This is a genomic window from Roseovarius conchicola, from assembly GCF_041403425.1.
GTDB classification, from domain to species: Bacteria; Pseudomonadota; Alphaproteobacteria; order Rhodobacterales; family Rhodobacteraceae; genus Roseovarius; species Roseovarius conchicola.
In genome coordinates this window covers 1-24271 of record NZ_JBGEHK010000009.1, presented here as the reverse complement: position 1 = coordinate 24271, position 24271 = coordinate 1, and the positions used below count along the sequence as shown (strand labels likewise).

At 56.3% G+C, this 24271-nt stretch carries 24 protein-coding genes and 2 pseudogenes; 19 read left to right on the top strand and 7 right to left on the bottom strand.

Annotation, left to right across the window (positions count from 1 at the left end; translation table 11 throughout):
- Positions 1-4 precede the first annotated feature (4 nt).
- Both V6N02_RS19040 and V6N02_RS19035 read left to right on the top strand, forming a co-directional pair.
- Positions 5-943 (top strand): AEC family transporter, encoded by a 939-nt coding sequence (locus V6N02_RS19040; RefSeq protein ID WP_371228246.1) that lies wholly within the window; start codon positions 5-7, stop codon positions 941-943.
- A gap of 2 nt (positions 944-945) precedes the next feature.
- Positions 946-1647 carry a nitroreductase family protein gene (locus V6N02_RS19035; RefSeq protein WP_371228244.1) on the top strand — a complete coding sequence of 234 codons (702 nt, stop codon included), beginning with the start codon at positions 946-948 and terminating at the stop codon, positions 1645-1647.
- A 39-nt stretch (positions 1648-1686) separates the two neighbouring features.
- Here V6N02_RS19035 and V6N02_RS19030 read toward each other — a convergent pair whose 3' ends face one another.
- Entirely contained in the window at positions 1687-3288 is a 1602-nt protein-coding gene (locus V6N02_RS19030; RefSeq protein WP_371228242.1) for a hypothetical protein, read from the bottom strand.
- Positions 3289-3759: 471 nt separating this feature from the next.
- Between V6N02_RS19030 and fghA the strand changes: the two genes are divergently transcribed.
- The 8 genes from fghA to V6N02_RS18990 are packed head-to-tail and all read left to right on the top strand — an operon-like array spanning position 3760 to position 10617.
- Positions 3760-4593 (top strand): S-formylglutathione hydrolase, encoded by an 834-nt coding sequence (gene fghA / locus V6N02_RS19025; protein ID WP_371228240.1) that lies wholly within the window; start codon positions 3760-3762, stop codon positions 4591-4593.
- Between the two features lie 4 nt (positions 4594-4597).
- Positions 4598-6043, top strand: coding sequence for a Si-specific NAD(P)(+) transhydrogenase (gene sthA / locus V6N02_RS19020; protein ID WP_371228238.1), 1446 nt, complete (start codon positions 4598-4600; stop codon positions 6041-6043).
- Positions 6040-6489 carry a YaiI/YqxD family protein gene (locus V6N02_RS19015; protein ID WP_371228236.1) on the top strand — a complete coding sequence of 150 codons (450 nt, stop codon included), beginning with the start codon at positions 6040-6042 and terminating at the stop codon, positions 6487-6489. The genes sthA and V6N02_RS19015 overlap by 4 nt, the downstream gene beginning before the upstream one ends.
- The gene (locus V6N02_RS19010; protein WP_371228234.1) at positions 6486-7430 is read left to right on the top strand and encodes a DMT family transporter; all 945 of its coding nucleotides are present in this window, start codon (positions 6486-6488) and stop codon (positions 7428-7430) included. Before V6N02_RS19015 ends, V6N02_RS19010 begins: the two co-directional genes overlap by 4 nt.
- Complete coding sequence (locus V6N02_RS19005) at positions 7427-8047, top strand: HAD family hydrolase (protein ID WP_371228232.1); 621 nt, start codon at positions 7427-7429, stop codon at positions 8045-8047. The genes V6N02_RS19010 and V6N02_RS19005 overlap by 4 nt, the downstream gene beginning before the upstream one ends.
- Positions 8044-8958 carry an ornithine cyclodeaminase family protein gene (locus V6N02_RS19000; protein ID WP_371228230.1) on the top strand — a complete coding sequence of 305 codons (915 nt, stop codon included), beginning with the start codon at positions 8044-8046 and terminating at the stop codon, positions 8956-8958. The genes V6N02_RS19005 and V6N02_RS19000 overlap by 4 nt, the downstream gene beginning before the upstream one ends.
- Positions 8958-9884 (top strand): alpha/beta fold hydrolase, encoded by a 927-nt coding sequence (locus V6N02_RS18995; RefSeq protein ID WP_371228228.1) that lies wholly within the window; start codon positions 8958-8960, stop codon positions 9882-9884. Before V6N02_RS19000 ends, V6N02_RS18995 begins: the two co-directional genes overlap by 1 nt.
- A 1-nt stretch (position 9885) precedes the next feature.
- Entirely contained in the window at positions 9886-10617 is a 732-nt protein-coding gene (locus tag V6N02_RS18990) for a class I SAM-dependent methyltransferase (protein WP_371228226.1), read from the top strand.
- A gap of 597 nt (positions 10618-11214) precedes the next feature.
- On the opposite strand, the gene rlmN is transcribed toward V6N02_RS18990, so the two are convergent.
- Positions 11215-12411, bottom strand: a complete 1197-nt coding sequence (gene rlmN, locus V6N02_RS18985) for a dual-specificity RNA methyltransferase RlmN (RefSeq protein ID WP_371228224.1) — start codon at positions 12409-12411, stop codon at positions 11215-11217.
- Positions 12412-12493: 82 nt separating this feature from the next.
- Positions 12494-13198, bottom strand: a complete 705-nt coding sequence (locus tag V6N02_RS18980) for a helix-turn-helix transcriptional regulator (protein WP_371228222.1) — start codon at positions 13196-13198, stop codon at positions 12494-12496.
- A gap of 61 nt (positions 13199-13259) precedes the next feature.
- Between V6N02_RS18980 and V6N02_RS18975 the strand changes: the two genes are divergently transcribed.
- Entirely contained in the window at positions 13260-13634 is a 375-nt protein-coding gene (locus V6N02_RS18975; RefSeq protein ID WP_371228220.1) for a DUF1801 domain-containing protein, read from the top strand.
- Between the two features lie 218 nt (positions 13635-13852).
- Here the strand turns inward: V6N02_RS18975 and rnr are convergent, their stop codons facing one another.
- Both rnr and V6N02_RS18965 read right to left on the bottom strand, forming a co-directional pair.
- Positions 13853-16108, bottom strand: a complete 2256-nt coding sequence (gene rnr / locus V6N02_RS18970) for a ribonuclease R (RefSeq protein WP_371228218.1) — start codon at positions 16106-16108, stop codon at positions 13853-13855.
- Positions 16109-17037: 929 nt separating this feature from the next.
- The gene (locus tag V6N02_RS18965; RefSeq protein ID WP_371228216.1) at positions 17038-17754 is read right to left on the bottom strand and encodes a Crp/Fnr family transcriptional regulator; all 717 of its coding nucleotides are present in this window, start codon (positions 17752-17754) and stop codon (positions 17038-17040) included.
- A 150-nt stretch (positions 17755-17904) separates the two neighbouring features.
- Here V6N02_RS18965 and V6N02_RS18960 point away from each other — a divergent pair, with 150 nt between their 5' ends.
- The 4 genes and pseudogenes from V6N02_RS18960 to V6N02_RS18945 form a co-directional block, all read left to right on the top strand.
- The gene (locus tag V6N02_RS18960; protein WP_371228214.1) at positions 17905-18480 is read left to right on the top strand and encodes an HdeD family acid-resistance protein; all 576 of its coding nucleotides are present in this window, start codon (positions 17905-17907) and stop codon (positions 18478-18480) included.
- Between the two features lie 13 nt (positions 18481-18493).
- On the top strand, positions 18494-19234 hold the full coding sequence (locus tag V6N02_RS18955; RefSeq protein ID WP_371228212.1) for a SpoIIAA family protein: 741 nt from the start codon (positions 18494-18496) through the stop codon (positions 19232-19234).
- 106 nt (positions 19235-19340) lie between these two features.
- Positions 19341-19595, top strand: a pseudogene (locus tag V6N02_RS18950) (twin-arginine translocation signal domain-containing protein); the annotation flags it as partial.
- Positions 19596-19679: 84 nt separating this feature from the next.
- Positions 19680-19943, top strand: a pseudogene (locus tag V6N02_RS18945) (integrase core domain-containing protein); the annotation flags it as partial.
- A 126-nt stretch (positions 19944-20069) separates the two neighbouring features.
- On the opposite strand, the gene V6N02_RS18940 reads toward V6N02_RS18945, so the two are convergent.
- A complete protein-coding gene (locus V6N02_RS18940; protein ID WP_371228210.1) occupies positions 20070-20354 on the bottom strand; it encodes a hypothetical protein in 285 nt (94 codons plus the stop codon).
- A gap of 40 nt (positions 20355-20394) precedes the next feature.
- Entirely contained in the window at positions 20395-20667 is a 273-nt protein-coding gene (locus V6N02_RS18935) for a 3-ketoacyl-ACP reductase (protein WP_371228208.1), read from the bottom strand.
- A 177-nt stretch (positions 20668-20844) separates the two neighbouring features.
- Here V6N02_RS18935 and V6N02_RS18930 point away from each other — a divergent pair, with 177 nt between their 5' ends.
- The 4 genes from V6N02_RS18930 (at position 20845) to V6N02_RS18915 (ending at position 24155) form a co-directional block, all read left to right on the top strand.
- Positions 20845-21420 (top strand): hypothetical protein, encoded by a 576-nt coding sequence (locus V6N02_RS18930; protein WP_371228206.1) that lies wholly within the window; start codon positions 20845-20847, stop codon positions 21418-21420.
- Positions 21421-21459: 39 nt separating this feature from the next.
- A complete protein-coding gene (locus tag V6N02_RS18925; protein WP_371228204.1) occupies positions 21460-22635 on the top strand; it encodes an MFS transporter in 1176 nt (391 codons plus the stop codon).
- Positions 22636-22831: 196 nt separating this feature from the next.
- The gene (locus tag V6N02_RS18920; RefSeq protein ID WP_371228203.1) at positions 22832-23470 is read left to right on the top strand and encodes a YfdX family protein; all 639 of its coding nucleotides are present in this window, start codon (positions 22832-22834) and stop codon (positions 23468-23470) included.
- A 124-nt stretch (positions 23471-23594) separates the two neighbouring features.
- Positions 23595-24155 (top strand): DUF1269 domain-containing protein, encoded by a 561-nt coding sequence (locus V6N02_RS18915; protein WP_371228201.1) that lies wholly within the window; start codon positions 23595-23597, stop codon positions 24153-24155.
- Positions 24156-24271: the final 116 nt, after the last annotated feature.

Below are 24271 nucleotides of genomic sequence, written 5' to 3'. Positions count from 1 at the left end.
GCGCATGCTGGCGATCTTTCTGCAAACCCTGCCATTCTTCCTGATCATCGGCCTCGGCTATGGCGCAGGCCGCACAGGGTTTTTCAGCGAAGAGGCCACGGCTTACCTCACCAGATTCGTCTTCTACTTTGCCCTCTCGGCCATGTTGTTCCGATTTTCTGCCAACCTGTCCCTAGCCGAGGTGGTCGATTGGCGCTTTATCGCTGCCTATCTCTGGGGCACCGGATTTGTTTACTTACTGGCTACGATGGTGGCGATGGCCCGGCAGATTTCGGTTGAGGAAGCCGCGATCGAGGCGCAATGCGCGGTGATCGGCAATGTCGGCTTTCTGGGAATTCCGATGCTGGTCATGCTGATGGGCGAAGGTGCGATTGTGCCGGTCATGCTGGTTCTGGCGGTGGATCTGATCGTTTTTGGGTCGCTGATCGTGATCCTTGTAACCGGGTCGCGCGATGGCCGGATGAGCATCGGGATATTGCGCACCGTCGGTCTGGGCCTGCTCAAGAACCCGATGATTGTGTCGATCTCTCTGGGCCTGACATGGTCGGCGCTGGCGATCCCGATCCCCGACACGATGAACGATTTCCTGTCGATCCTTGGCGGCGCAGCAACACCCGGCGCGCTGTTTGCCATTGGCGCGTCTCTGGCCAGCAAATCGGCAGAGCGCCCCTTCGTGGCGGGGTGGCTCAGCTTTTGCAAACTGGTGCTGCACCCGGCCTTCGTCGCGATCTCGGCGTTGTTCTTCTTTCCGGTGGAGCCTTACGCTGCCGCCGTGATGATCGCCGCCGCCGCCCTGCCCGTCGCGGGGAATGTCTATATCCTGGCGCAGCATTACGGGGTTGCACCGCAACGTGTCTCGGCTTCGATCCTGATCTCGACGACGTTGGCGGTGCTGACCGTGTCGCTGGTAATCGGCTGGGCCAATGGGCTTTATGCAGGATAGCAATGATGAGCGATGCGCCTAAGTACACTCCGCTGCCTCTGCCTGACCGGCGCAACCTGAGCGACGACGACGCACTGGCCGAGGCGCAGTCTTTCCTCGACCTCATGCGGCGGCGCCATAGCGTACGAGATTACAGCACACGGCCCATCCCCGAAGCCGTGATTGCCACCTGCATCGCCGCCGCGGGCACAGCCCCGAGCGGTGCCAATCAACAGCCCTGGCATTTCTCCGCGATCAGCGATCCGACGATGAAAGCCCGTATTCGCGAGGCTGCCGAAGCCGAAGAAGAGAAGTTCTATGATGGCGGAGGCGGCGATGAATGGTTGGCCGCGCTGGAACCCATCGGCACCGGTGCCGACAAACCACATCTGACCGACGCGCCCTGGCTGATCGTGATCTTCGCCCAGCGCTACGGGCTTGCCGCCGACGGCACACGGCGCAAGCATTACTACGTCCCCGAAAGCGTCGGCATCGCCACGGGTATTCTGATCACGGCGCTGCACAAGGCAGGCCTTGTCTGCCTGACCCACACACCCAACCCGATGAAATTCCTAAACGGCCTGTGTAACCGGCCGGAAAATGAAAAGCCGGTGATGATTCTTGCGGTCGGACATGCCGGCGAAACCGCAACCGTCCCAGCTGTCGCCAAGCAGAAAAAGCCCCTGGGTGAAATCATGTCGATCTACCGTGACGCCGACACCTGATGCAACCGAACGGCTCGCGTTTCGGGCGCAATAACGGCGTTAACCACCCAAATCGCCAGGATTTTCAACCGGCACCGGCTCATAATAGAGCCACGATACAGGTGAAAACCGCTCCTTAGTGCATATTTGCCTCTCTACAGCATCAGCCCAGATCGCATCCAGATCAGCCTGATAGTATTTGGAGTATTCACAACTGCTTGAATGCTCATCCTTCGTGGCCAGGCAGACCTTCTCATAAAGGCGCTGCGCCCGGATCAATGGGCAGATGATATCATTGTCCACGTCCTGAGTGAGTGTGTATCCGCCAAGTTCGCCATAGGCAGTCTCTTGCGTCAGTTCGAGTTGGTCTTTCTTCTTCTGCATCAACCGTTTCAGCTCCCACATGCTGTGGTTGGAATAGACAACGGTATTGATCAGATAGGGATCCACGCTCAGCAGTTCATCGGGCGCAAGCTCATGCCACAAAATCTCTGACATTCTCCACCAGTGGCCAGACTCATAGGGAGACGCAACAAGCTGTCGGCGCACCATCTCCTTTTTATCTTCGGGGCTGAGGGCCCAGTCCTCCTTTTTCATGGGCTCGCCCAAACTGTTGCGATGAACATCTGGGACGATCCGGATATTAAGTTTGGCGATCAGGTCTGGATTATAGGGATCCAGTTCAAGCGCCTCGCGGGTGAAGGCAATACGTTTACGGAGATGAGCCTCATACAGGAAAGGGTATCCATATCGTTCCGAGATGTTCAAATCAAAGGTCTCGGCCGCCTTTGACCAGATGATATCTTTTCGACTGAGGTATCGGAACGCAAATTCCGCATCTTTACGATTATGCACACCCCAGAAGAACATCAACCCATACATCCTGTAATAGGCAAGATTGGGATCATCGCTATCCGCCACAACACTGCGCGCCCATCCCTGCATCGACCAATTGTGGTGTTCGCTCCAGGCATATAGAAGACACTGGGTAACGGGATCTAAGGCACCACCCAAGCCGGGTGCATAGGTCTGACACATGCGCTCAGCCTGTTTGACTGAACCACCCCAGCCCTCGGCAGTCAGCCAGAGTGCGCGCCGTAGAGTACCCATATTGGGATCGGTACTCATCACCTGTTTAAGAATCCCGAATGCTTCAATGTCGCTGCCCGCCCCGTTCGCAAACTTGATCATGGCATCAGATGCCGGGATCAGCCGCGGTGCCCTTTCATAGGCGTACGCGGCATGCGCCAGCGCTTCGCGGTGCCAGGCATAAAACCCATTGATCGCATCAGGATAAGATTTGCGGATGATATTGGGGCCACGAATGTTCCAGGCAATGTCATTATAGAGCCACGCCTGAACGACATGCGCGAACGGCGATTCCGGATAAAGGCGCAACCATTCATCTGTCAGTTCGGTCATTTTCGGGTGCGACACAGTCAACACCATGACTAGCGCGCGCATGTCATCTGCAGGTATGTCGCCGCTCTCAAACGCAGCCTGCGCTTCGACAAAAGCAGCTTCGACGCGGTCCACCTGCCCCGCATAGGCTGCCTCGCGCAGATCGTCTTCGCTGATGATTTCAGACGATTCAGCCCATGCGGCAGTCGTCAGACCAATCAACAAAAGTGAGGTGAACAGTTGTTGAAGAATACGGCGCATCGGTCGACACCACTAATATGAAACAGGCAGATCAGCCCACTCATCGAGAGGCTTAATTTCGCACATGTGCACTGGTTCTTCCCCGGCGATTCTCCCAATCCGCTGACGCAGATTAGTAGCTGGAACACAGGCTATCTTCAGTGTTTCGCCAACGGCCTCATCAGCACCTGATTGTACGGACCAGACTGGCTCAGACGACTCGCAAAGCCGCTCGTTGATGATTGGTTGCTCAGCTGCCCCAGCAGCCGGCGCCAGAACAAGAAGTATGATTAAACGCAACACGGGATCACCCCTTTCCGCCAGTTCCCGCGTTATGGCACCCCAATAGGTCAGGAGTTGGGCAAACCATTGACACAACCAAGACGTGCGCGCGGCGACCTGCATTCTGGTCGCGAATTTACGTTTCGTTCAGAACGTTGCGCTGCTAGACATCTCTCACATTCGGCAACTAAGCTAAGGGAGACCCCACATATGGAAACCGTATCGGAAAACGCCTGTTTCGGCGGTGTGCAGGGGGTGTACTCGCATGAATCCGACGCCTGCGCCTGTGACATGACATTCGGGCTGTTCCTGCCCGCCGAGGCCAAGGATGGCCCGGTGCCGGTGCTGTGGTATCTGTCGGGCCTGACCTGTACCCATGAAAACGCCATGGTCAAAGCGGGCGCACAAAGCTGGGCTGCCGAACAGGGCATCGCGCTGGTCTTCCCCGACACCTCGCCGCGCGGTGAGGATGTGGCCGATGACGAGGCCTATGATCTGGGCAAGGGCGCGGGCTTTTACGTCAACGCCACGCAAGACCCGTGGAAACCGCATTTCCGCATGTGGGATTACGTGGCCGATGAACTGCCCCGCATTATCACCGGCAATTTCGCAGTGGATGAGGAACGTCAGGCGATCACCGGCCATTCGATGGGCGGGCATGGTGCGCTGACATTGGCGATGGGCCTGCCGGGGCGCTTTGCCTCGGTGTCGGCATTTGCCCCCATCGTGAACCCCACTGCCAGCGATTGGGGCCGCAAACAGCTGACCGCCTATCTGGGTGAAGACGAAAGCAATTGGGCGGGGCATGATGCCACCCTGCTGATGCGCGATCTGGGCTTCAACGGTCCAATCCTGACCGACACCGGAACAAATGATCAGTTCATCGACCTTCTGAAACCCGAAGCCTTCGCCGCCGCCGTCAATGCACGCCGTCAACAAGCCACGTTGCGCCTGCAACCGGGGTATGATCACAGCTATTTCTTTGTCTCGACCTTCATGGAAGAACATATCGCCTTCCATGCCGAGGCCCTCTACGCAGGATAAACCGATGAGCAATCCTTATGATTATGATCTGATCATCATCGGGTCGGGCCCTGCCGGACGCGCCGCCGCCATTCAGGCCGGCAAACTGAAACGCCGGGTTCTGGTGGTGGACCGCAAGGACCGCCTGGGTGGGGTTTCAGTGCATACCGGCACGATCCCGTCCAAAACATTGCGGGAAACCGTGCTGAACCTGTCGGGCTGGCGCGAACGCAGTTTTTACGGCCGTTCTTACCGCGTGAAAGACGATATCGAGGCGCAGGACCTCAAGGCGCGGTTGCACAAGACGCTGGATTACGAGGTTGATATTCTCGAACACCAGTTCAATCGCAATCATGTGGAAACGCTGAATGGCTTCGCCAGTTTCGTTGATGCCAACACCATCGAAGTGGCCACCGAGGCGGGTGATGTCACCACCCTGACCGCCGACAAGTTCCTGATTTCCACCGGCACCAAGACCTATCGCCCCGATTACGTGCCCTTCAATGGTCAGACTGTCGTGGACAGTGACGAGTTTCTGGAACTGGCCACGATCCCACGCAGCCTTGTTGTCGTCGGCGCAGGCGTGATCGGGGTTGAATACGCCACCATGTTCTCGGCGCTGGATGTGCGCATCACCCTGATCGAACCGCGCGACAGTTTCCTCGATTTCATCGACCAGACCACGATCCGCGAATTCACCCACCAGATCCGCGAAAACGGGGTTGATCTGCGGCTTGGGTCGGCGATTGAGAAGATCGACGACATGGGCCAACATATCGAGGTCAGCATGGGCAATGGTCGCCATGTACGGGCCGAGATGCTGCTGTTTGCTGCCGGGCGGATGGGTGCCACAGACAAGCTGAACCTTGAAGCGGTTGGCATTGAAACCGACCATCGTGGCCGTATCGACGTGGATCGCAAGAGCTATCAGACCACCGTGCCAAACATCTATGCCGCCGGGGATGTCATCGGGCATCCCAGCCTTGCCTCCACCTCGGTTCAACAGGGCCGCGTCGCCGCCTGTCATGCGCTTGACACGCCCACTTTGGCGGAAAGCCCGTGGTTCCCCTATGGCATCTATTCGGTCCCCGAGATTTCGACCTGTGGCATGTCCGAGGAAGAAATGCAGGAACGTGGCATCCCTTACGAGGTCGGCATCGCACGGTTCCGCGAGACCAGTCGCGGGCATATTATGGGGCTGGAGCACGGCATGCTGAAGATGCTGTTCTCGCTCAAGACCCGCCGGGTGCTGGGTGTGCAGATCGTTGGCGAAGGTGCAACCGAGTTGATCCATATCGCGCAGGCGGTGCTGAACCTGAAAGGCACGGTGGATTACTTCGTGAAGAACACGTTCAACTATCCGACGCTGGCCGAGGCTTACAAAATCGCCGGGTTGGATGCATTCAACCGCATGCCGATCCCCGAGGAATACAAGGTGAAGCCAACAAAATCCAAAAAGGCCGCAGAGTGACTGCGATCTATGTCGATGCCGATGCCTGCCCTGTGAAGGAAGAGGTCGAACGCGTCGGCACCCGTCATCGCCTTAAGATGTTCATCGTCTCGAATGGCGGCTTGCGCCCCTCGCAAAACCCACTCGTTGAAACGGTGATCGTGCCCGATGGACCGGATGTGGCCGATATGTGGATTGCGGACCGAGCAGGTATGGGCGACGTGGTGATCACCGGCGACATCCCTCTGGCCGCGAAATGCGTCGAGGCGGGCGCGCGCGTTCTCAAACATAATGGTGAGGCGCTAACACAGGCAAACATCGGCAATATCCTCGCTACCCGCGATCTGATGGCCGATATCCGCGCCGCTGATCCGTTCCGACAGGGCGGTGGCAAGGGGTTTACCAAGACAGATCGCTCACGCTTTCTAGAGGCGCTGGAGCGCGAAATTCGCGCGGCCAGCAGATGACTATCGCCAGTACCAACCTGCGCGGCGCGTTATGCGCTTTTGTGGCGGTGCTGTGCTTTTCCCTGAATGATGTGGGCTTCAAATTTCTCTCCGACAGCTATGCGCTGCACCAGGTGGTGCTGTTCCGCGCACTGGTCGGGCTGACCACGTTTGCCATCTTCATCATGCCGTTTTACGGCGGCCTCACTGTGTTTCGGACCCGCCGCCCCGGTATTCATCTGGCGCGTGGTCTGTGTGTGGTCATGGCCAATATGTGCCTGTTTCTGGGGCTCGCCGCGATGCCGATTGCCGATGCAGTTGCGGTGTTCTTTATCTCGCCTACGGTGATCACCGTCTTCTCGGTCATCTTCCTGGGTGAACGCGTCGGACCGCGTCGCTGGCTGGCAATTGCCATCGGCTTCATCGGCGTGATGGTGATCGTCAAACCCGGCACCTCTGCGTTTCAGGTCGCCTCGCTTTTACCGCTCACCTCCGCAGTGCTCTACGCCACGCTGCACACGCTGACCCGCAAGATCGGCGGAACAGAAAGCGCAGCGACCATGGTGCTTTACATGCAGATCACCTTTCTCTTCGCCTCGGTCGGGTTCGGGCTCGCCCTTGGCGATGGACGCTTTTCCGGCACCGATCACGCCTCGCTTGAGTTTCTGCTGCGCGCCTGGGGACCGATAGCAGCGGGGGATTGGTGGATCGTGATCATGCTGGGTGTCAGCGGGGTGTTTGGCGGTTACTTCATCTCACAGGCTTATCGGCTGAGCGAGGCAGGGTTCATCGCGCCCATCGAATATGTCGCGATGCCCCTGGCCGTGATGTGGGGCATTACCGTGTTCGGCACCTTCCCCGGCCCCTCCGCCTGGGCCGGGATCGCGTTGATCATCGGATCGGGCCTTTATCTGGTCTGGCGCGAAAGCCGGAAAGGCCAGACACCGCGGTTAAGGCGATGAGTGTTCAGGCCGTCGTTTTCGATATCGGCAATGTGCTGATCGAATGGAACCCGGAACGGTTCTATGATGGGCGGATCGGACCCGTACGCCGCAAGGCGTTGTTTGGTGAGGTCGATCTACATGCGGTCAACCTGGAAGTGGACCGCGGTGCCGATCTGCACTCCGAGATCGAGGCACTGGCCGCAACCCATCCCGACTGGAGAGCCGAGATCCGCTGGTGGCGTGATGACTGGCTTCGGATGGCCAGCCCGGCGATAGACTATTCCGTCCGGTTGCTGAGTGCCCTGCGCCAGCGCCGGATACCAGTCTTTGCGCTCAGCAATTTTGGCATTGCACCGTTCGAAATCGCCAAGACGGCCTATCCGTTTCTGAACGAATTCGATCACCGCTGGATTTCCGGGCATATGGGGGTGATCAAGCCTGACTCGGCAATCTATGCAGCTTTGGAAGCCGAAAGTGGCGTCGCCCCGCAAGGGTTGTTGTTCACCGACGATCGTCCCGAGAACATCGCGGCGGCGCGGGACCGCGGCTGGCAGACGCATCTGTTTGACGGAGCGGCAGGCTTGGCGCAATGTTTGACCGACCACGGGTTACTGACCACAAGCGAGGCGCAATGAGCATCACGATGATCCCCTTTGCCGAGGGCGAGGCCAATCTGAACTGGCTTGATTTATGCGCCGCCTTTCGCGCCGGGCACCAACTGCCCAAGGCAGAGATCGCCGACAGCTTTCTCTATCGTGGCGATGACACCGTGCTGTCGCGCGCCGCATGGATTGACGGAATGGGCATGGCTGTGAAAACCGCCACGATCTTCCCGGGCAATCCTGCAAAGGGCGACCCGATGATCAACGGCGCAGTGAACCTTTACTCGGACAAGGACGGCACGCTTGAGGCGATTGTCGATTTCCATCTGGTGACCAAGTGGAAAACCGCCGGGGACAGTCTTTACGCCGCCACGCAACTGGCCCGCCCGGACAGCGAATCCATCCTGATCGTCGGCGCCGGCACCGTGGGGCGTAACCTGTTTCAGGCGTATTCGGCCGCCTTCCCCAAGGCCCGCATCAGTGTCTGGAACCGGACCCGCGCCAATGCCGAGGCGATGGTGGAAGATTGTCCCGGCCTGTCCGCGGCTGATGACCTTGAGACCTCCGTCAAAGCCGCCGACATCGTCACCTCGGCCACCATGTCGACCGAACCGCTGATCAAGGGCGCATGGTTTCGCCCCGGTCAACATATCGATCTGATCGGGGCCTATCGACCGGATATGCGCGAGGTGGATAATGAGGCTTTGAAACGTGCCCGTATCTTCGTGGACAGCTATGACACCACCGTGGGACATATTGGCGAGATCAAAATCCCGCTGGAAACCGGCGCAATCAACCGCGATGACCTGCTCGCGGATTACTACGAGCCAGACAAGTTCATGCGCCGAAACGAAGACGAGATAACGCTGTTCAAAAATGGTGGCGGTGCCCATCTGGACCTGATGACCAGCAGCTATATTCTGAACGCGTGGAGGGCCGCATAATGGGATGGTTTTTCCTGATCCTTTTGGCGGTGATCATCGCCCTGCCCTTCCTTCTCGAACGGCGCAAACCGGAAATGGATGCCGAGGCCCGGCGCTCTGCCCCCGGTGAATTTGCACAGCTCTCACGCGGGCTCACCCATTACCGCTGGCTGGGGGCCGCGCGTGGCCCGGTGGCTGTGTGCGTACATGGGCTGACCACGCCCTCATGGGTCTGGGGGCCGATTGCCGCCGGTCTCGGGGGGCTTGGGTTCCGCGTGCTGGTCTATGACCTTTACGGGCGCGGATATTCTGATCGGCCCAAGGGTCCGCAGGACGCCCCGTTCTTCGTTGCCCAACTGGCTGATCTGCTGGAAGATCAGGAAATCGAAGACGACATCACCCTTCTCGGTTATTCCATGGGCGGAGCTATAGCCACCGCTTTTGCCGCGACTTATCCTGAAAAACTGCGTCAGATGGTGCTGCTTGCATCCGCCGGGATGGGACACGATCTGGGCCCGATTGCCCGCGTTGTGAAAGAACGTAAACGGTTGGGCACCTGGCTGACATACGCGTTTTACGCGCGCAGTTTTCGCGCCGCCACCGAGGCGGAACGTGGTATGCCCAGCGCCATCGACAATGTCGTCGATATGCAATTGCACGAGTTGAGTTATCGGGGCTTTGTCCCCTCCATCCTGGCCTCGCTTCGGGGCATGCTGGATGAAGATCTGCATGAGGAACACGCTGAAATCGGTCGCGAGGGCGTCCCTGTTCTGGCCATCTGGGGCAAAGACGACGACGTGATCCCAATCGGCGGCATGGGCAAGCTGGCGGAATGGAACCGCGCGGCGCGCCACGAGGTAATCGAAGGGGCGGGCCATGGGCTGGCGTACACGCACCCTGAAGAGGTCATGCACGCGATGCGTGACCTGATGCGCGACGAGCCCTGATTTGCCTGCCAGATATGACACAATCGGCCTGACCTATTCGGACCTGCGCAAACCTGATACCCGGATTGCCAAAGCGATCTATGACGCTCTGGGAGATGCCCAAACCGTCCTGAATGTCGGAGCAGGAACCGGATCGTATGAGCCTGCGGATCGGGATGTGACAGCGGTTGAACCTTCGATCGAGATGATCAAACAACGCCCCCTGGATGCAGCCCCTGTCATTCAGGGAACGGCCGAGGCTCTGCCCTTTGACGACAATAGCTTTGATGCGGCTATGGCTGTCCTGACAATCCATCACTGGAGCGATCAGGCTGCAGGCCTGCGCAAAATGCGTCGGGTAACGCGTGGACCGGTTGTGATCCTCACCTATGATCCGGCCTTCCGGGGATTCTGGCTGACCGATTACTTCCCCAAGCTGATCACGCTGGACGAAGGCCAGATGCCACAGATGACGGCCTTTGCCGATTGGCTGGGCGAGGTTGAGATCACACCGGTGCCCATCCCGCATGATTGCACCGATGGCTTCCTCAGCGCCTATTGGCGGCGTCCCGCAGCCTATCTTGACCCACGCGTTCGGGCGGTCATGTCACCCTTCTGGGCCATTGGCGATCTGACACCGGGGCTGGAGCGGTTAGAGACCGACCTGAACAGCGGCGTTTGGGACCAGCAGTGTGGCGATCTGCTTGAGCAACAGAGCTGCGATTGTGGCTATCGGTTGGTCGTGGCCGGATAAAATAGCTACTCAAGACCCTCAAGGCCTCGACCTGCAGAGCATATTCGAATGCAGTTCGACCCCCAATGCGAAGCAAATACTGTTGGACAGAGGAGGTGTTCAGAATTTAAGAGCTTGCTAACTCAGAACTCCCCTGGACGAGGTGGCCCGGCCTGCCAAAGAGTAGTGTAACCATTATCTAGGTTTCCCTTCAGAACTTTGACGACAACGTCCAACCCGTCTTGATTACAAAAGTAGCCTGAGAATTCACCAAAAGTCTGGTATCTTGAGCAATTGAAGCCTTCTTCTATGTCGTTGTACCAAACAACCAGAGTGCCAAGTAGGGCAACCACCCAGAATCCTTGGCCTGGGTCACTCCAAGGTGAGCATTGCCACTTAGTCTGTTCAATACGTATTGTCTCCCAAAAGTGCCTTTCGGGTGGCGTCATACGCTCCCAATCGCGGTTTATCCGGTCCAAGAGATTAGCTTCAGAGATCGGTTCCCACTGCAATGCATCTACCCCAACGCAACTTGTCGAATAAGCTTAGTCTTCTGATAATGATGGCCAATGATTAATCTGGGCTCAAAGTAGACAACCACATAAGCTGTCCAACACCCTAAAGCTTCGCTTCGGCTTCAATCTGGCGTTTGGATTTGCGGGCGCGTTCGGTGGCTGATTTCAGCTGACCACAGGCGGCCATGATATCCTCGCCACGCGGCGTGCGGATCGGGCTGGCATAGCCGGCCTTGTAGATGATATCGGCGAATTTCCTGATCCGGGCCTGGTCGCTGCGCTCGTAAGGGGCACCGGGCCATTCGTTGAAAGGGATCAGATTGACCTTGGCCGGAATGCCCTTGATCAGTTGCACCAGACGCCGCGCATCGGCATCCGTGTCATTAACGCCTTTCAGCATCACATACTCAAAGGTGATCCGCTCGGAATTGCTAAGCCGAGGATAGTCGCGCAGCGCGGCCAGTAGCGCCTCGATATTCCACTTCTTGTTGATCGGCACCAGCCGGTCACGGACCTCATCCGTGGTGGCATGAAACGACACCGCCAGAAGACAGCCGATTTCCTCCGCCGTCTTGGCGATCTCGGGCACCACACCTGAAGTGGACAGGGTGATGCGACGGCGGCTGAGCTGAATGCCCTCGGCATCCATCGCGATCTTCATCGCGTCGCGCACGTTGTCGAAATTATAGAGCGGCTCGCCCATGCCCATCAGAACGATGTTGCTCAGCAGACGGGTCTCATCCTTGGGGGCGCCACGTTCAGGCCATTCGCCCAGATCGTCCCGCGCCACCATCACCTGTCCGATGATCTCACCGGCTGTCAGGTTGCGCACCAGTTTCTGCGTGCCGGTGTGACAGAAGGAACAGGTCAGCGTGCAGCCCACCTGAGAGGAAATGCACAAGGTACCGCGATCCGCCTCGGGGATATAGACCACCTCAACCTCGTGCCCGCCCGCAATGCGCACAAGATATTTGCGGGTGCCGTCCGCGCTGACCTGTTTGCTGACCAACTCGGGCACCGCAATCACGAAGGTTTCGGCCAATGCGGCGCGATAGTCTTTTGACAGGTTCGTCATCTCGGCAAAGTCACGCACACCCCACTGATAAATCCATTGCCAGATCTGCCCTACCCGCATTTTCGCCTGCTTCTCAGGCGTGCCATGCGCGATCAGCAGTTCACGCAAGGCAGGGCGTGTCAGACCCACAAGGTTGATCGGCCCGTCCGGAACCTTCCGGGGGATCGTCATCACATCCTGTGTGATCGGCGCGGTCGGCGCAGGGGTGTCTGATGTCTTTTCCATAAGCTGCCGTCTAATATAGGATTCGACGGGCAAAGCAAAACCTTTCGGCCCGGAGGGCGGCAAAGATGCCGCGCCGAATCCTCTACCGGCTCTCGTGTTGCGCCACTTCTTCGCGGATGCGGGCCATGTAGTCGCGCAGCAGCGGCACCCGGCGGGGCCGGAACGATGCGCCCGTGTCCTCAAGATTCTGCATTCGGTCCAACCGGAAGGCGCGGAAATCCTGCCGCAGATGGCACCATGCCAACAGGCAGTGCGACGCCTGCATATAGATGATCGACAATGGATCCACATCGCGCTGGGTTTCACGCCCCTCGGCATCGGCATAGTCAAACCGGATCGTGCGTTCATCCCATGTCGCCTGACGCAATTGGGCGACGTCAACTCCCGGTTCAGGCATCGCCGAAAACCGCCGTGCGGTCAGCACTGCATGTTCCAGCCGGTGGGCCTGTGCCGCAGGAAGACGCGCGCGCAGTTTGGCCAGCGCGGCTGCGGCGGCATCACGCAAGGCCGCATCACCCACCTGCCCGACTTCTCGCAGACCCAGAACCAGCGCCTCAAGCTCGTCACTGGTAAAGCCCAGCGGCGGCAAGGTGGCATCCTCGATCAGCGTATAGCCAAACCCAGCCTCACCATCGATCACAGCGCCCAGACTGCGCAGCGTGTCGATATCGCGGTACACCGTGCGCGGCGAAACATCCAAAGAATCCGCCAGTTTGGTGGCGGTTGCGGGTGGTTCAGCCAGGCGCAGGGCCTGCATCAGTTGGAACAATCGGTGGGTTCGGCTCATCAGAAGACTATCGTCGCACATGCTGACAGATAATGTCACTATCAGGTATCATGATGCGCGCATGACCCGTCCTCTTCCTCGCGATATTGCGCCCGTGTTCGACAGCTATCCGGATGACACACGCACCGGCACCCTTGCCCTGCGCGATCTGATCCTGGAGATCGGCGGCGATGATGTGACCGAAGCCTTGCGTTGGGGCCAACCTGCCTATCTGGCGCCCAAAGGATCAACCTTGCGTGTAGGGCCCCATAAGGACGCCCGGTTTGCGCTTTTTGCCCATTGCCAAAGCACGATCATCAGCAGCTACGGCGCGGCTTTTCCGGGCTGGGACAGGCTGGATGGCAACCGGGCGGTGCTGTTTGATACGCCCAAAGACATTGAACCCGAGCGTTTGTCACACCTGATCCGCCATGCGTTGAGCTACCACAAACGGTAGCCGGGCCTTTGCCAGACCGCGGGGTGGCGATCTGACGGGTGTTATGGATCACTTTATAGTAGCCAAGTCCGTACACGGAATGGGTGGTTCACCTAACTCAGCCAAATCGCCAGCCCTTGCGGGCGGCCCCCCTTGCGTCGATTGCTGGGCAATCGACTTTCGGTCAGTGGACGATGGCCCGGCGGCCTTCGGCCTTGATTCCGGGCTGGAATACGCCTTCACCGCCGCTTGCGGGCCACCTTGCGTTTGGTCTTGTCCGATTTTCGCTTATGCTTGACCGCCTTGCGCCGGGGCGATTTCCCGCGCCCGCCGGACCCGCCGCGCGGCATCATCTTGCCATCAAGGCTAACCAGTTCCAGCGCGATGCCGCCTGTCACAGGGGCCGCTTCGGACAGTTTCACCGTCACCCGCTGGCCCAATCCGATGAGGGTGCCGGTATCGGCTCCCATCAACGTTGCGGCGTCCCGATCAAAATGGAAGAATTCGCGCCCAAGGCTGCGCACCGGGATCAACCCATCCGCGCCGGTTTCATCCAACCGCACAAAGGCGCCGAACTTGGCCACGCCGCTGATCCGGCCTGTAAACTCATCCCCCAGCCGTTCAGACAAGAAGGCCGCCAGATAGCGATCATTGGTGTCCCGTTCGGCCATCATCGAGCGCCGCTCGGTGTCGGAAATATGCTCTCCCGTGCTTTGCAGGACTTCGATATCGCGCGGCGACAGACCATCACTGCCCCAGTCATGCGCCGAGATCAGCGCACGGTGCACGATCAGGTCAGCATAGCGTCGGATGGGCGAAGTGAAATGCGCATAGGATTGCAGCGCCAGACCAAAATGCCCGAAATTGCTGGGCGCGTAATAGGCTTGGGTCATCGCCCGCAGGGTGGCCATGTTGACCACCTCGGAATGATCCGTATCACGCGCGCCATTCAGCAGTTGATTAAGGTGCTGCGTCTTCAGCGCCTGCCCCTTGGCCAGCACCAGACCGGCGGCCTCGGCTACCTCGCGCAGGCTGTCCAGCTTCTCGGGCGGCGGTTCCTCGTGCACGCGGAACAGCAGCGGGGACTTACGGGCTATCAACGTTTCGGCAGCGGCGACATTGGCCAGCACCATGCATTCCTCGATCAGCTTATGCGCCTCAAACCGGTCGGCGAAATTGACACTCAGCACCTTGCCCTCGTCGCTCAGCTGCACCTTCCGTTCCGGCAGGTCCAGATCAAGCGGTTGGCGACGATGGCGCGCATCCGTCAAGGCGGCATGGGCGGCGTAAAGCGGTTTGATCACGTCCTCAAGCAACGGCGCAACCTTGTCATTGACGTTGCCATCCATCGCCGCCTGCACCTCTTGATAATTCAGCGAGGCGGGCGAGCGCATCAACCCGCGCACAAAACGATGGCTGATCTTTTCGCCATGGGCATCAATCTGCATGCGCACAGCGATACAAGCGCGCGGGACGCCTTCATGCAGAGAACACAGATCACCTGACAGCCGGTCGGGCAACATCGGCACCACGCGATCCGGGAAGTAACTGGAATTGCCGCGCTTTCGGGCCTCGGCATCCAACGCCGAACCCGAGGTCACATAATAAGCCACATCGGCAATGGCGACCCAGATGACATGCCCGCCGTCGTTCTTCGGGTCATCATCGGCATGGGCATAGACCGCGTCGTCATGATCACGCGCATCGGCCGGGTCGATGGTGATCAGTGGCATCTCGCGCAGGTCTTCGCGACCCTTGAGGCCAGCGGGTTTCATGCTGTCCGCCTCGGCAATCACCTCATCCGGGAAATCATCGGGGATGCCGTGTTGATGAATGGCGATCAGCGATACGGCCTTGGGGGCCGACGGATCACCCAGACGGTCCACCACCCGCGCGCGGGGCAGGCCAAGGTGCCCCTTGGGTCCGGATTGTTCGGCCTCAACCAGTTCGCCATCCTTGGCACCACCGGTGGCGTCAGCGGGTACCGACCATTCCTTATCCTTGCCCTTGTCGATGGGCAGGATGCGCCCGCCTTCGGCGCGTTTGCTAAAGATGCCAAGAATTTTCAGCGGATTGGTGCCAATCCTGCGGATCAGCTTGGCCTCATAATGATGCGCCTCGCCCTTGACCTCTTGCAGCCTGGCCAGAATGCGATCGCCCTCGCCCAGCGCCGGATCAGAGGCGCGGGGGATCAGCAGCACCTTGGGCTCAGACCCCTCGCCATGCCATTCCATCGGCTTGCACCACAGCTCGCCATCCGGCGTCTGGCCGGTGATTTGCAGCACGCTGACCGGGGGCAGTTTGTCAGGGTCACGATAGGTTTTCTTGCGCCGCGCCAGATGCCCCTCGGCCTCAAGCTCTTTCAGCAGGCGTTTCAGATCAATGCGATCCGCCCCCTTGATGCCAAAGGCCTTGGAGATATCGCGTTTCGAAGTGAGGGTCGGGTTCTGCGAAATCCAGTCGAGGATGTCGGCTTTCGTGGGCAGCTTGCTCATGGGCGTGACCTAACATGTCTGCGCCAGAACGTCATCCGCGAAAAGCAGGTGTTGCGTGAAACCCAAACGGAAAGAGCCTTTTGTGCCGTGCCAGATAGTTTGACCATTGGGTGCCTGATAACCCATTGATCTTTCGTCACCCAAAATCTGAATGACGCATCTGATTGACCTTTTTTGACAGATAGATTGACCCCTGAGCGCGGTTTTATCGAAACCAGCCGTTCAAAGTATCGCTATCGAGGGTCGTAGGGCGGGACTTAGCCGCCTTTTGCTCACGCCGCTATTGCTGACGCAGAAAATGTTCGCGAACGCGGCAAGGATTTCGCTGTGACGCAGCGGGCATCACCAGAGCGGTCATTGAAAGCCGATCTGAGGTGCGAAATTTATACCACCCTTTCGCTGCGTACTGGCGGAACCAGAATGGAGCGGACAAAACTGAGCCGCCAAGTCGATTGTCAGTTCGCCCAATCGTCTAAGATCACTGAACGACCAATTTGGCGAACGAATTGTTAGCCATCAAACAGAAGTTCTAAGCTAAAGCAGCTACCAATTCGGAATGCAATTTTACTGTGGGAGCATTTTAGCGTGACAAATTGCAGCGTAGAAAGCAGAGCAAATTGCGTGGTTTCGGCAAATGAAATCGCGACGCTGCGTCGTAAGCTCAGGCGGCAGATTGCTGAAAGCAAACTGCTTATTGATGGGTTCGACCAATATTTGGTTCATCGATCATTCTTGGATCGGGTTCATGGAAAGACACATTATCGCCGCATCGCGATGATCAAGAAACCTCTGAAGCTGGGGAATGTCATCTATTTGCCTCCATCGAGGCGATGGTTTGGAGGTCGACGGCATCAGACTGCACAGATATTACCGTTTTAACCAAAGCCAGAAGCGCTTTAGCCAGAATTTCGCAAGATTGACATGGCGGGTCAACCTTGAGATGCCCTGCGGGAATTACGAGGTAGGTCGTCATGGGCAACGGATGCCAAGTGGTTGAAGTCAACTACTCTCATTCCTGACTTCTCCAATAATATCGCCCCGTCTTTTTGAAGTTCATTCAGCGCGATATTCACAGACGGCCTCGACGCCCCCACGAGCTGTGCGAACTCCGTCTGGGTCAAACGAACGGGCACCTGGTATTCGTCACCCTTGGGTTTCCCGAAGTCCTCCACCATTTCTAAGAGGACGTTTGCAAGTCGTGATCTGACACTTCGGAACACCAGCGTCTCGATGCGTCTTTGAAATCGGATGGATTCCTCCGCTATCGTTTTGGTGATGAAGAGCGATGCAGGTTGGCACTGCCGAATAATCTTGAGCAATGTGACGCGAGGAATGCTTAGCGCAGAACAAGGTTCGAGCGCTGTCGCAAATGTCTCTCTGCCCAACTCCCCCAGTATGGGCAGCTCGCCAAACAGTTGACCTGGCCTGACAAAGCCCATCGTAAGTTGATCGCCGTCGCGTGTGATGCGAAACAACGAAACCAATCCCGTGAGAAGCAGGTAAGCCGATTCCGGATTGGGCGTTGGTGAAAAGACAGGTGCACGTCGCGCGAAATGGTGCTCGGTAGCACTTTCGTTCAAGATGCGTTTGGCGTTCTCGTCTAAAACATCGAACCACTCACTATGTGAGAAGTGCCAAAAATCCATATGTTTCCCTCGCTGTGCGGGTCTTCTCGTCCGTTAACTCAACGCATTGAAATCGATACTAAACATAGAAATCAATCCAAAGTGTTCGCCAGCTAACAGATTGCTTTCAGCCCTCGCGCCATAACCGACGAAAAGGCGGAAGAACCGAACATGATTAGCTCCGAAGAAAAAATTCTCCAACGGGTGCACAGAAATTGGGGGTGGATCACCGCTTTGGGTGTCGTTCTTTTGGTGTTTGGTACCTTCATTCTCACAAGCCCCCTGCAACTTTTCGTGGCTAGTCTGACAATCGAAGTTCTGATCTCGATGGGTCTGGCCATCGCAGGCATTCTTCAGATTGTCATTGGTTGGGGCGCGGGTAAGGCCGGCGACGGCTGGTGGCAATTCCTGGGAGGGTTTGTCTACTTCCTTGGTGGGGTTTTCTTGTTGTTCCATCCCACGGCCGCCCTTGTATCGCTCTTGGTGGTTGTGGCACTCGTGCTGCTTGCGGATGGTTTCGCTACTGCCATGTTCAGCATGCGTCTGAAGAACAAGAAATCACGGGTTTGGGGGATTATCAGCGCGGCCTGCTCAATTCTCATCGGTGTGCTTTTGCTGTCTGGCCTTCCGGGAACTGCCGCGTGGGCATTGGGCTTTCTGGTTGGGGTGGCCTTCGTTTTTGAAGGCATTGGATTCGTGGTACTTGGCCTGGAGGCCCGCACATTTGAAACACCAGGTACCCACTGAAGGAGCTACTAAGATGGACCCGATTTCGATCACCAAGGGCGAAAACGTTCTGCTTGTGAACATCAATGAAGCGCTAAACAAGGATATGATCGCGACGCTCAAGGATAGCTTGGATGGATTTGTCAATGAGAACGATCATGTGCCAAACCTGGTCATCAGTTGCGAGACCGCGCCACATTGGGCGAGCCTTGGTGCGTTCGCGGATCATATGGAATTGGTGCATGATCATCAAAAGCTGATCAAGAAAGTGGCGCTCGTTAGCGACAGCGCTGTCTTTGGTGTCTTGCCAAGACTTGTCGATCACTTCGTTGGCGCAAAGCTGAGGCATTTCCATGAAGACGACTTCGACAAGGCTGTCGAATGGGCAAATACAACCGAGGAGTCAACCGGTGCATTCCACGTGCTTGATGGCTTTCCACGCGATGTAGTCGCGGTAGAGGCCGTTGGCGAGATAACTGGCCATGACTACGATGAAATGCTTGTTCCGCTGATCGAAGAGAAGCTGAAGGAGCACGACAAACTCAAGCTGTTTTGTAAGCTCGGGAGTGAGTTCGAATCCTACAGCCTTGGCGCGGCTTGGGATGATTTGCAGCTGGGGCTCAAACATCCGCTCAGTTTTTCAAAATGCGCACTTGTCACGGACGTCGAATGGCTGCGCCGTGGGGCTAATGTTTTGGGTCCCTTGATGCCAATGGAATTGATGGTGTTCCAATTAGAGGAAGAAGATGCGGCCAAGGCTTGGATTAAGAGCTAAGATCATTTCGTCGTTTCAGACGTTCTCCGGGCCGCTTCAAACGAAAAGAACTGGCGACGCTCAGCAGTACTGGAATCCCCGACCCAACTGACCACCTAGCTTTAAGATGGCCAAAATGCGTACGTTTAAAATCAACCGTCGCAATTTCCTCGCGGGGAGTGCCGCGATGTTTGGCGTGGGTGGTCTCTACAGTTCGACGGCATTGGGCAACATTGATCCGAATTCCTTTTCAGGTCGGATTTTTCATGCGAGTCACTACGGACCTTTTGAGGCGGTTGTCCGAGATGGACAGATTGTAGGGATCAACAGCGACCCGGAGTTAGATGCGCAACCGACTGAAATGCTCAGTTTTGGCATTGTGAATCGGACGTATGACAAGACCCGTATTGACTACCCCATGGTGCGCAAATCCTATCTCGAAAGCTGGCAATCAGGCGACACCAAGCCGGCACTACGAGGCAAGATCGAGCGATGGCACCAAACCCTGAAGAACCGCATCCTGCTTGAAAACTACTACCTGCCCGGGGCACTTGAGCAGGCAATCGGCGACTTCATCGATCACTACAATCATCACCGCTATCACGAGAGCCTCGGCAACATGACACCCGCCGATGTCCACTTCGGCCGGGCCGAAACCATCCTAAGACGCAGAATGGAGATCAAGACAATCCAGAAACGCCGCTTGCTGCATCGGCAGAACGCGGCATAGATTGAGACAACAACGAGCCTGATCCTCGTAAACCAATCAAACGCTCGTGTTCCAAATCATTCGATAACGGATAATTAACTCATTGCACCGTTAGGGCAGGGTCAACGAGCGCTTACCTTCTAGGGCCTAACCCGGAACGAATTCGATCGCCGGGCTCAGTTTGATGAAGAGCTTACATTTCGTTTTCATGCGGAAGAGGAAACGCCCTTCCGATACGCCTTTTGGATTTACCGCGATGTGGACGACCTGAGAAAACGGAAAAATGTAAGTCGTTTCATCCGCATCGTCAAAGATCGTGAAGTGATCTGAGCCCACTTCCTTCAAAACCACCGTTTCGATCTTACTCGACCCGTGCACATTCACGCCAACTTCCCCGCCCTCGCATGGACTCAATATTCCTTCGAGTGTCATTTTGATCTCTTGTCTTTTGGTTGGGTAGGCGAGTTACAGATTAACTGTCGATGTCTACTGCCTTCAGCCATGTCATGACATCTTGCTCTAGCGCATTCACGTGATGCCCATGTGCTTCCAAATCGGAAATTTCACCATCGATCTCCGACTTCAGAAAAGCATATCGCGCCTTCATTTCACCGCTGCTGAGGTGATGGCCGTCTTTGAGGTTCTTCTTGAATGAGAGTTTTTCGCGAGCTCCGGCGAGCTGTTTCGCTAGAGCATCCAAGCGATCGTGCAACTTTGCGGCTTCGGACATGTCTTGGTCTTTCATGTTATGTCGCTGTTTGATCTCGAAGCTCTTCGAAACCAATGGGCTATGGAACATCATTCTTCCGTTTGTATAAGAATAACAGACGGAAAAGCCATAGTATTTCAGTTCGTTCAATGCTGTAGTGAAGCTAACAGGTTACGCAAGATTTTTGCCCCACAAGAGGAACGAACGAACAAGATGTCGTTGAAACTTCAACACCGAACCCATCAGGAAAGTCTGTGGCGTTTTTTGATTTTGGTCGGGCTGCTGATAGCCTATTTTGCATATATGAGTTGGAAGTTTGATGCGGCGACCGGTGCGTGGTTGGCTGTTCTATCATGGAGCTTCTTTGTGCTGTGCACGCCCGTCGCAGATGGCGGGTTTATCGTAGCGTTCCCTGTCAGGTTGTTGTTCGGGACGCGCATGATCTGGACCCAGGTCGTTGTTTGGGGGGTGGCAATCGTCATTAACGTGGTTGCAATCATAGTCGCGCCGACCGCCTATGACGACAGTGCCTTAACACGCCTGCTGCATGCCATTCTCACCCAGCCTTGGCCGTTTTGGTCTATTCTCGCTTTGTCGGCCATTGGCACAGGATTGTCGATCTGGTTTGGCGATGAGATGATGGACGTCACCGGCCACCATGAGCGTGTGAAGCATCATAAACACGGGTTCGTTTTCAAGGTGGTTGCTGTCGCGGCACTGGGGACACTTACTATCCTTGCATATTATCAACTGCTCAGTGAGTTGGGCGTTGAGATACCGGGTAGCTGATCCATGACGAATAGATCCGGTAATCGCCCTGGAGCCTGGTTGGCGTTCACGATCGTCTCATTGTTTTTTCTGTTCGAATTTGTAGCCCGGATTGAGCCCTCGTTGGCGTCTGACGATATCGCGATTTGGTTTGGCCTTAGCAATGGGGGCTTTGGCACGCTTTCCAGCATCTTCTTTTGGATCTACGCGCCGATGCAACTTGTCGTTGGCCTTGTTCTGGATCGATATGGCCCACGCCGATTCGTAGTGCCGGCTATCCTGGTCCTTTCATTGGGTGTCGCGCTTTTCGCATGGAGTAATGATCCGATCTTGGCAGGTCTGGGACGTTTTTTGACCGGCCTCGGAGCGTCCTTCGGGTTCGTCAGCGGGTTATACGTTGTAAACCACTGGTTTGTGCCTTCGCGGTTTGCGGTCTTATCAGGAGCGGTGAACGCTTTGGGCATGCTCGGCACTGCAATTGGTGCTGTCGCGCTGACCAGTGTGATTGATCACTCTGGATGGCGTCCGGTTTTCTTTGCAACATCCGCGGCTGGCTTTGTCTTGTTTCTGTTGGCCGTTGTCTTCCTGCGCGATGGGCAGGATCAATCTGATGACACGCAGTCCTTAATGACCCCGCTGCGCCTCGTAGTTTCCGACAAACGCGTTTGGTGGATTGCTGTGCTGGGTGCGCTTTACTACATGCCCGTGAACGTCTTTGGTGGGCTTTGGGGGAAAGCGGAACTGACGGCCGATCACGGCCTGACCTCTGTCAAAGCAGAAACCGCGATTTCCATGATTTTTTGGGGAATGGCTGTCGGGTCGATCGCTGCGGGATGGATTTCAGACAAGATCGGGCACCGAAAATGGATTGTTGTGTCCAACGTGATCTTGGCAGCTTTAGCATACAGCGCCGCCGTTTACAGTAACAGTTCATCCGTGGTTTTCATCTCAGCCATGCTATTCCTCGGAGGGCTCTTCGGTGGGGCACAGATGCTGACATTTGCGATGGCCAAAGAAGGGCATCCCAAAGCGGTCAGCGGCACGGTCATAGCGTTCGTGAACATGATCGGGATCGGAGGGGCGCTGATTTTCCAGCCGCTCGTTGGAACATTGATCGATATGAGCGGCGGTGCGTTTGGGATGGCTTTGCTGACTATACCGATTTGCCTCATCATCAGTGCGGTTATGGCAGTGTTCGTATCTGAACAGCGCCATGAAGATCACCTAGAAATCTAGCTCGTCGACTGACTTGGCTTCGCGATGCCGTTGTCGTCCGACGCTGTACTCAGAAACAACCGCAAGATCACGAATTCGAGACCAGGCTCGCTTTCTGAAAACACCTGTTAGTTCTCTAACAACCAAAGAATGCACCTTTGCCTAAAGCTTGAGCATGAATCGATACCTTCGATTTTCTTTAGCAAAGGAGACACTTATGAAATCTCAATCAACCCTCAAGAATGCAGTACTGGCAACTTCGCTTGGCCTAGGCTTAAGCCTGTCGACCGCGGCTTTTGCCGAACAGGCTCAAGAGTATCCAACCCAAGACGAAATGCTCGAGACAGCAGATGAGGCACTTGCGACCTTGACTGGTGTGCATACCGCGCGCATCGCGCTCTTTAACAACAAAATTGAAGAAGCAAAGGATGCGTTGGAAAATGCCCGGACAAACCTTGTGGACGCGGAGTCCGATCTGACATCATTGATGATGCGCGACTTCATCGAAGTTGACTCAAAAACCAACTATCTCCCGTTTGATATGTCGATGAGTCTGACCGAAGCATTCGATGCAACCGAAGAGAACAAGCTTGCCCTTCAAAAGGCCTATGGGCTCTTCGAGTCTGCTGAACCGGATGAAGCAGTCGAAGTGCTGCGGTTGGCGGAAATCGAAGTTCAAGTAGCAGCAGCCTTGTTGCCCTATGATGAAACGATTACCAATCTTGATGATGCGATCGGCAACATCATCGATGGTGATTATTTTGATGCAAATCTCGAACTAAAGGCCATCGAAGACTCAGTTATTCTTCGCGAGTTCTCAATCGATGCGGTGCCCGAGCAGGGCGATATCCAGTAAAGCCTTACCTGATAGCACTGTGGCCGCCACAAAGCTGGCCACAGCCATTGTCCATTTTCGTGGTACTTAGCCCCCTAACTCCTTGCTGTGTTTAGGTTTAGCACTAAGAAGAGTAGGATCCGCATTGATCGTCAATGCTGTTTTGAAGGAAAACAGTCACAAAGGCTGCATATGCAGCGAATTACAGTGGAGCCAAGGTGTGTCAGAGTTGATTGTCGTTGAGTATCAAAGCGAAAAAGAGGCCTACACCGCTCGAAAACGGCTGATCCAGTTGAAAACAGATCATCAAGCGGATGTGGCAGATGCTGTCATTGCTACTGTGGATGCGGACGGTCATGTCAAATTAGACCAGTTGGTCAACCAATGGACGGTCAATACCAAAGGAGGAAGCCTCATTGGGTTGTTGTACGGTGCGATGTTTGCACACCCAGTGCTCGGCGCAGCCGTTGGTGCCGGGGTGATAGCGCTCTCAAATGCCGTGTCGGACTATGGGATTGGCGACAAGTTCATGACCGATACAGCTGAGATGCTGCAGCCGGGACAATCCGCCCTCTTTATCATGCTGCGACAGCTTCCGTCAGATCACGTCATTGATGTCATTGCCACTAAAGGCGGGAAGGTCATTAGGACGGGACTGGATGCAGAAGCGGTTGGCCGTCTCGACCAGTTGTTTAGTACTGTCTGACGTCAGCGTCGATGGGACAGTTTAGGGCGATTTGATAAGGGAGGGTTTCTGGCCCATCGTAACCACCAAGGAGTGGAGATGAGACAGAAACCCGGAACACGTAAGAGCCACGGCGA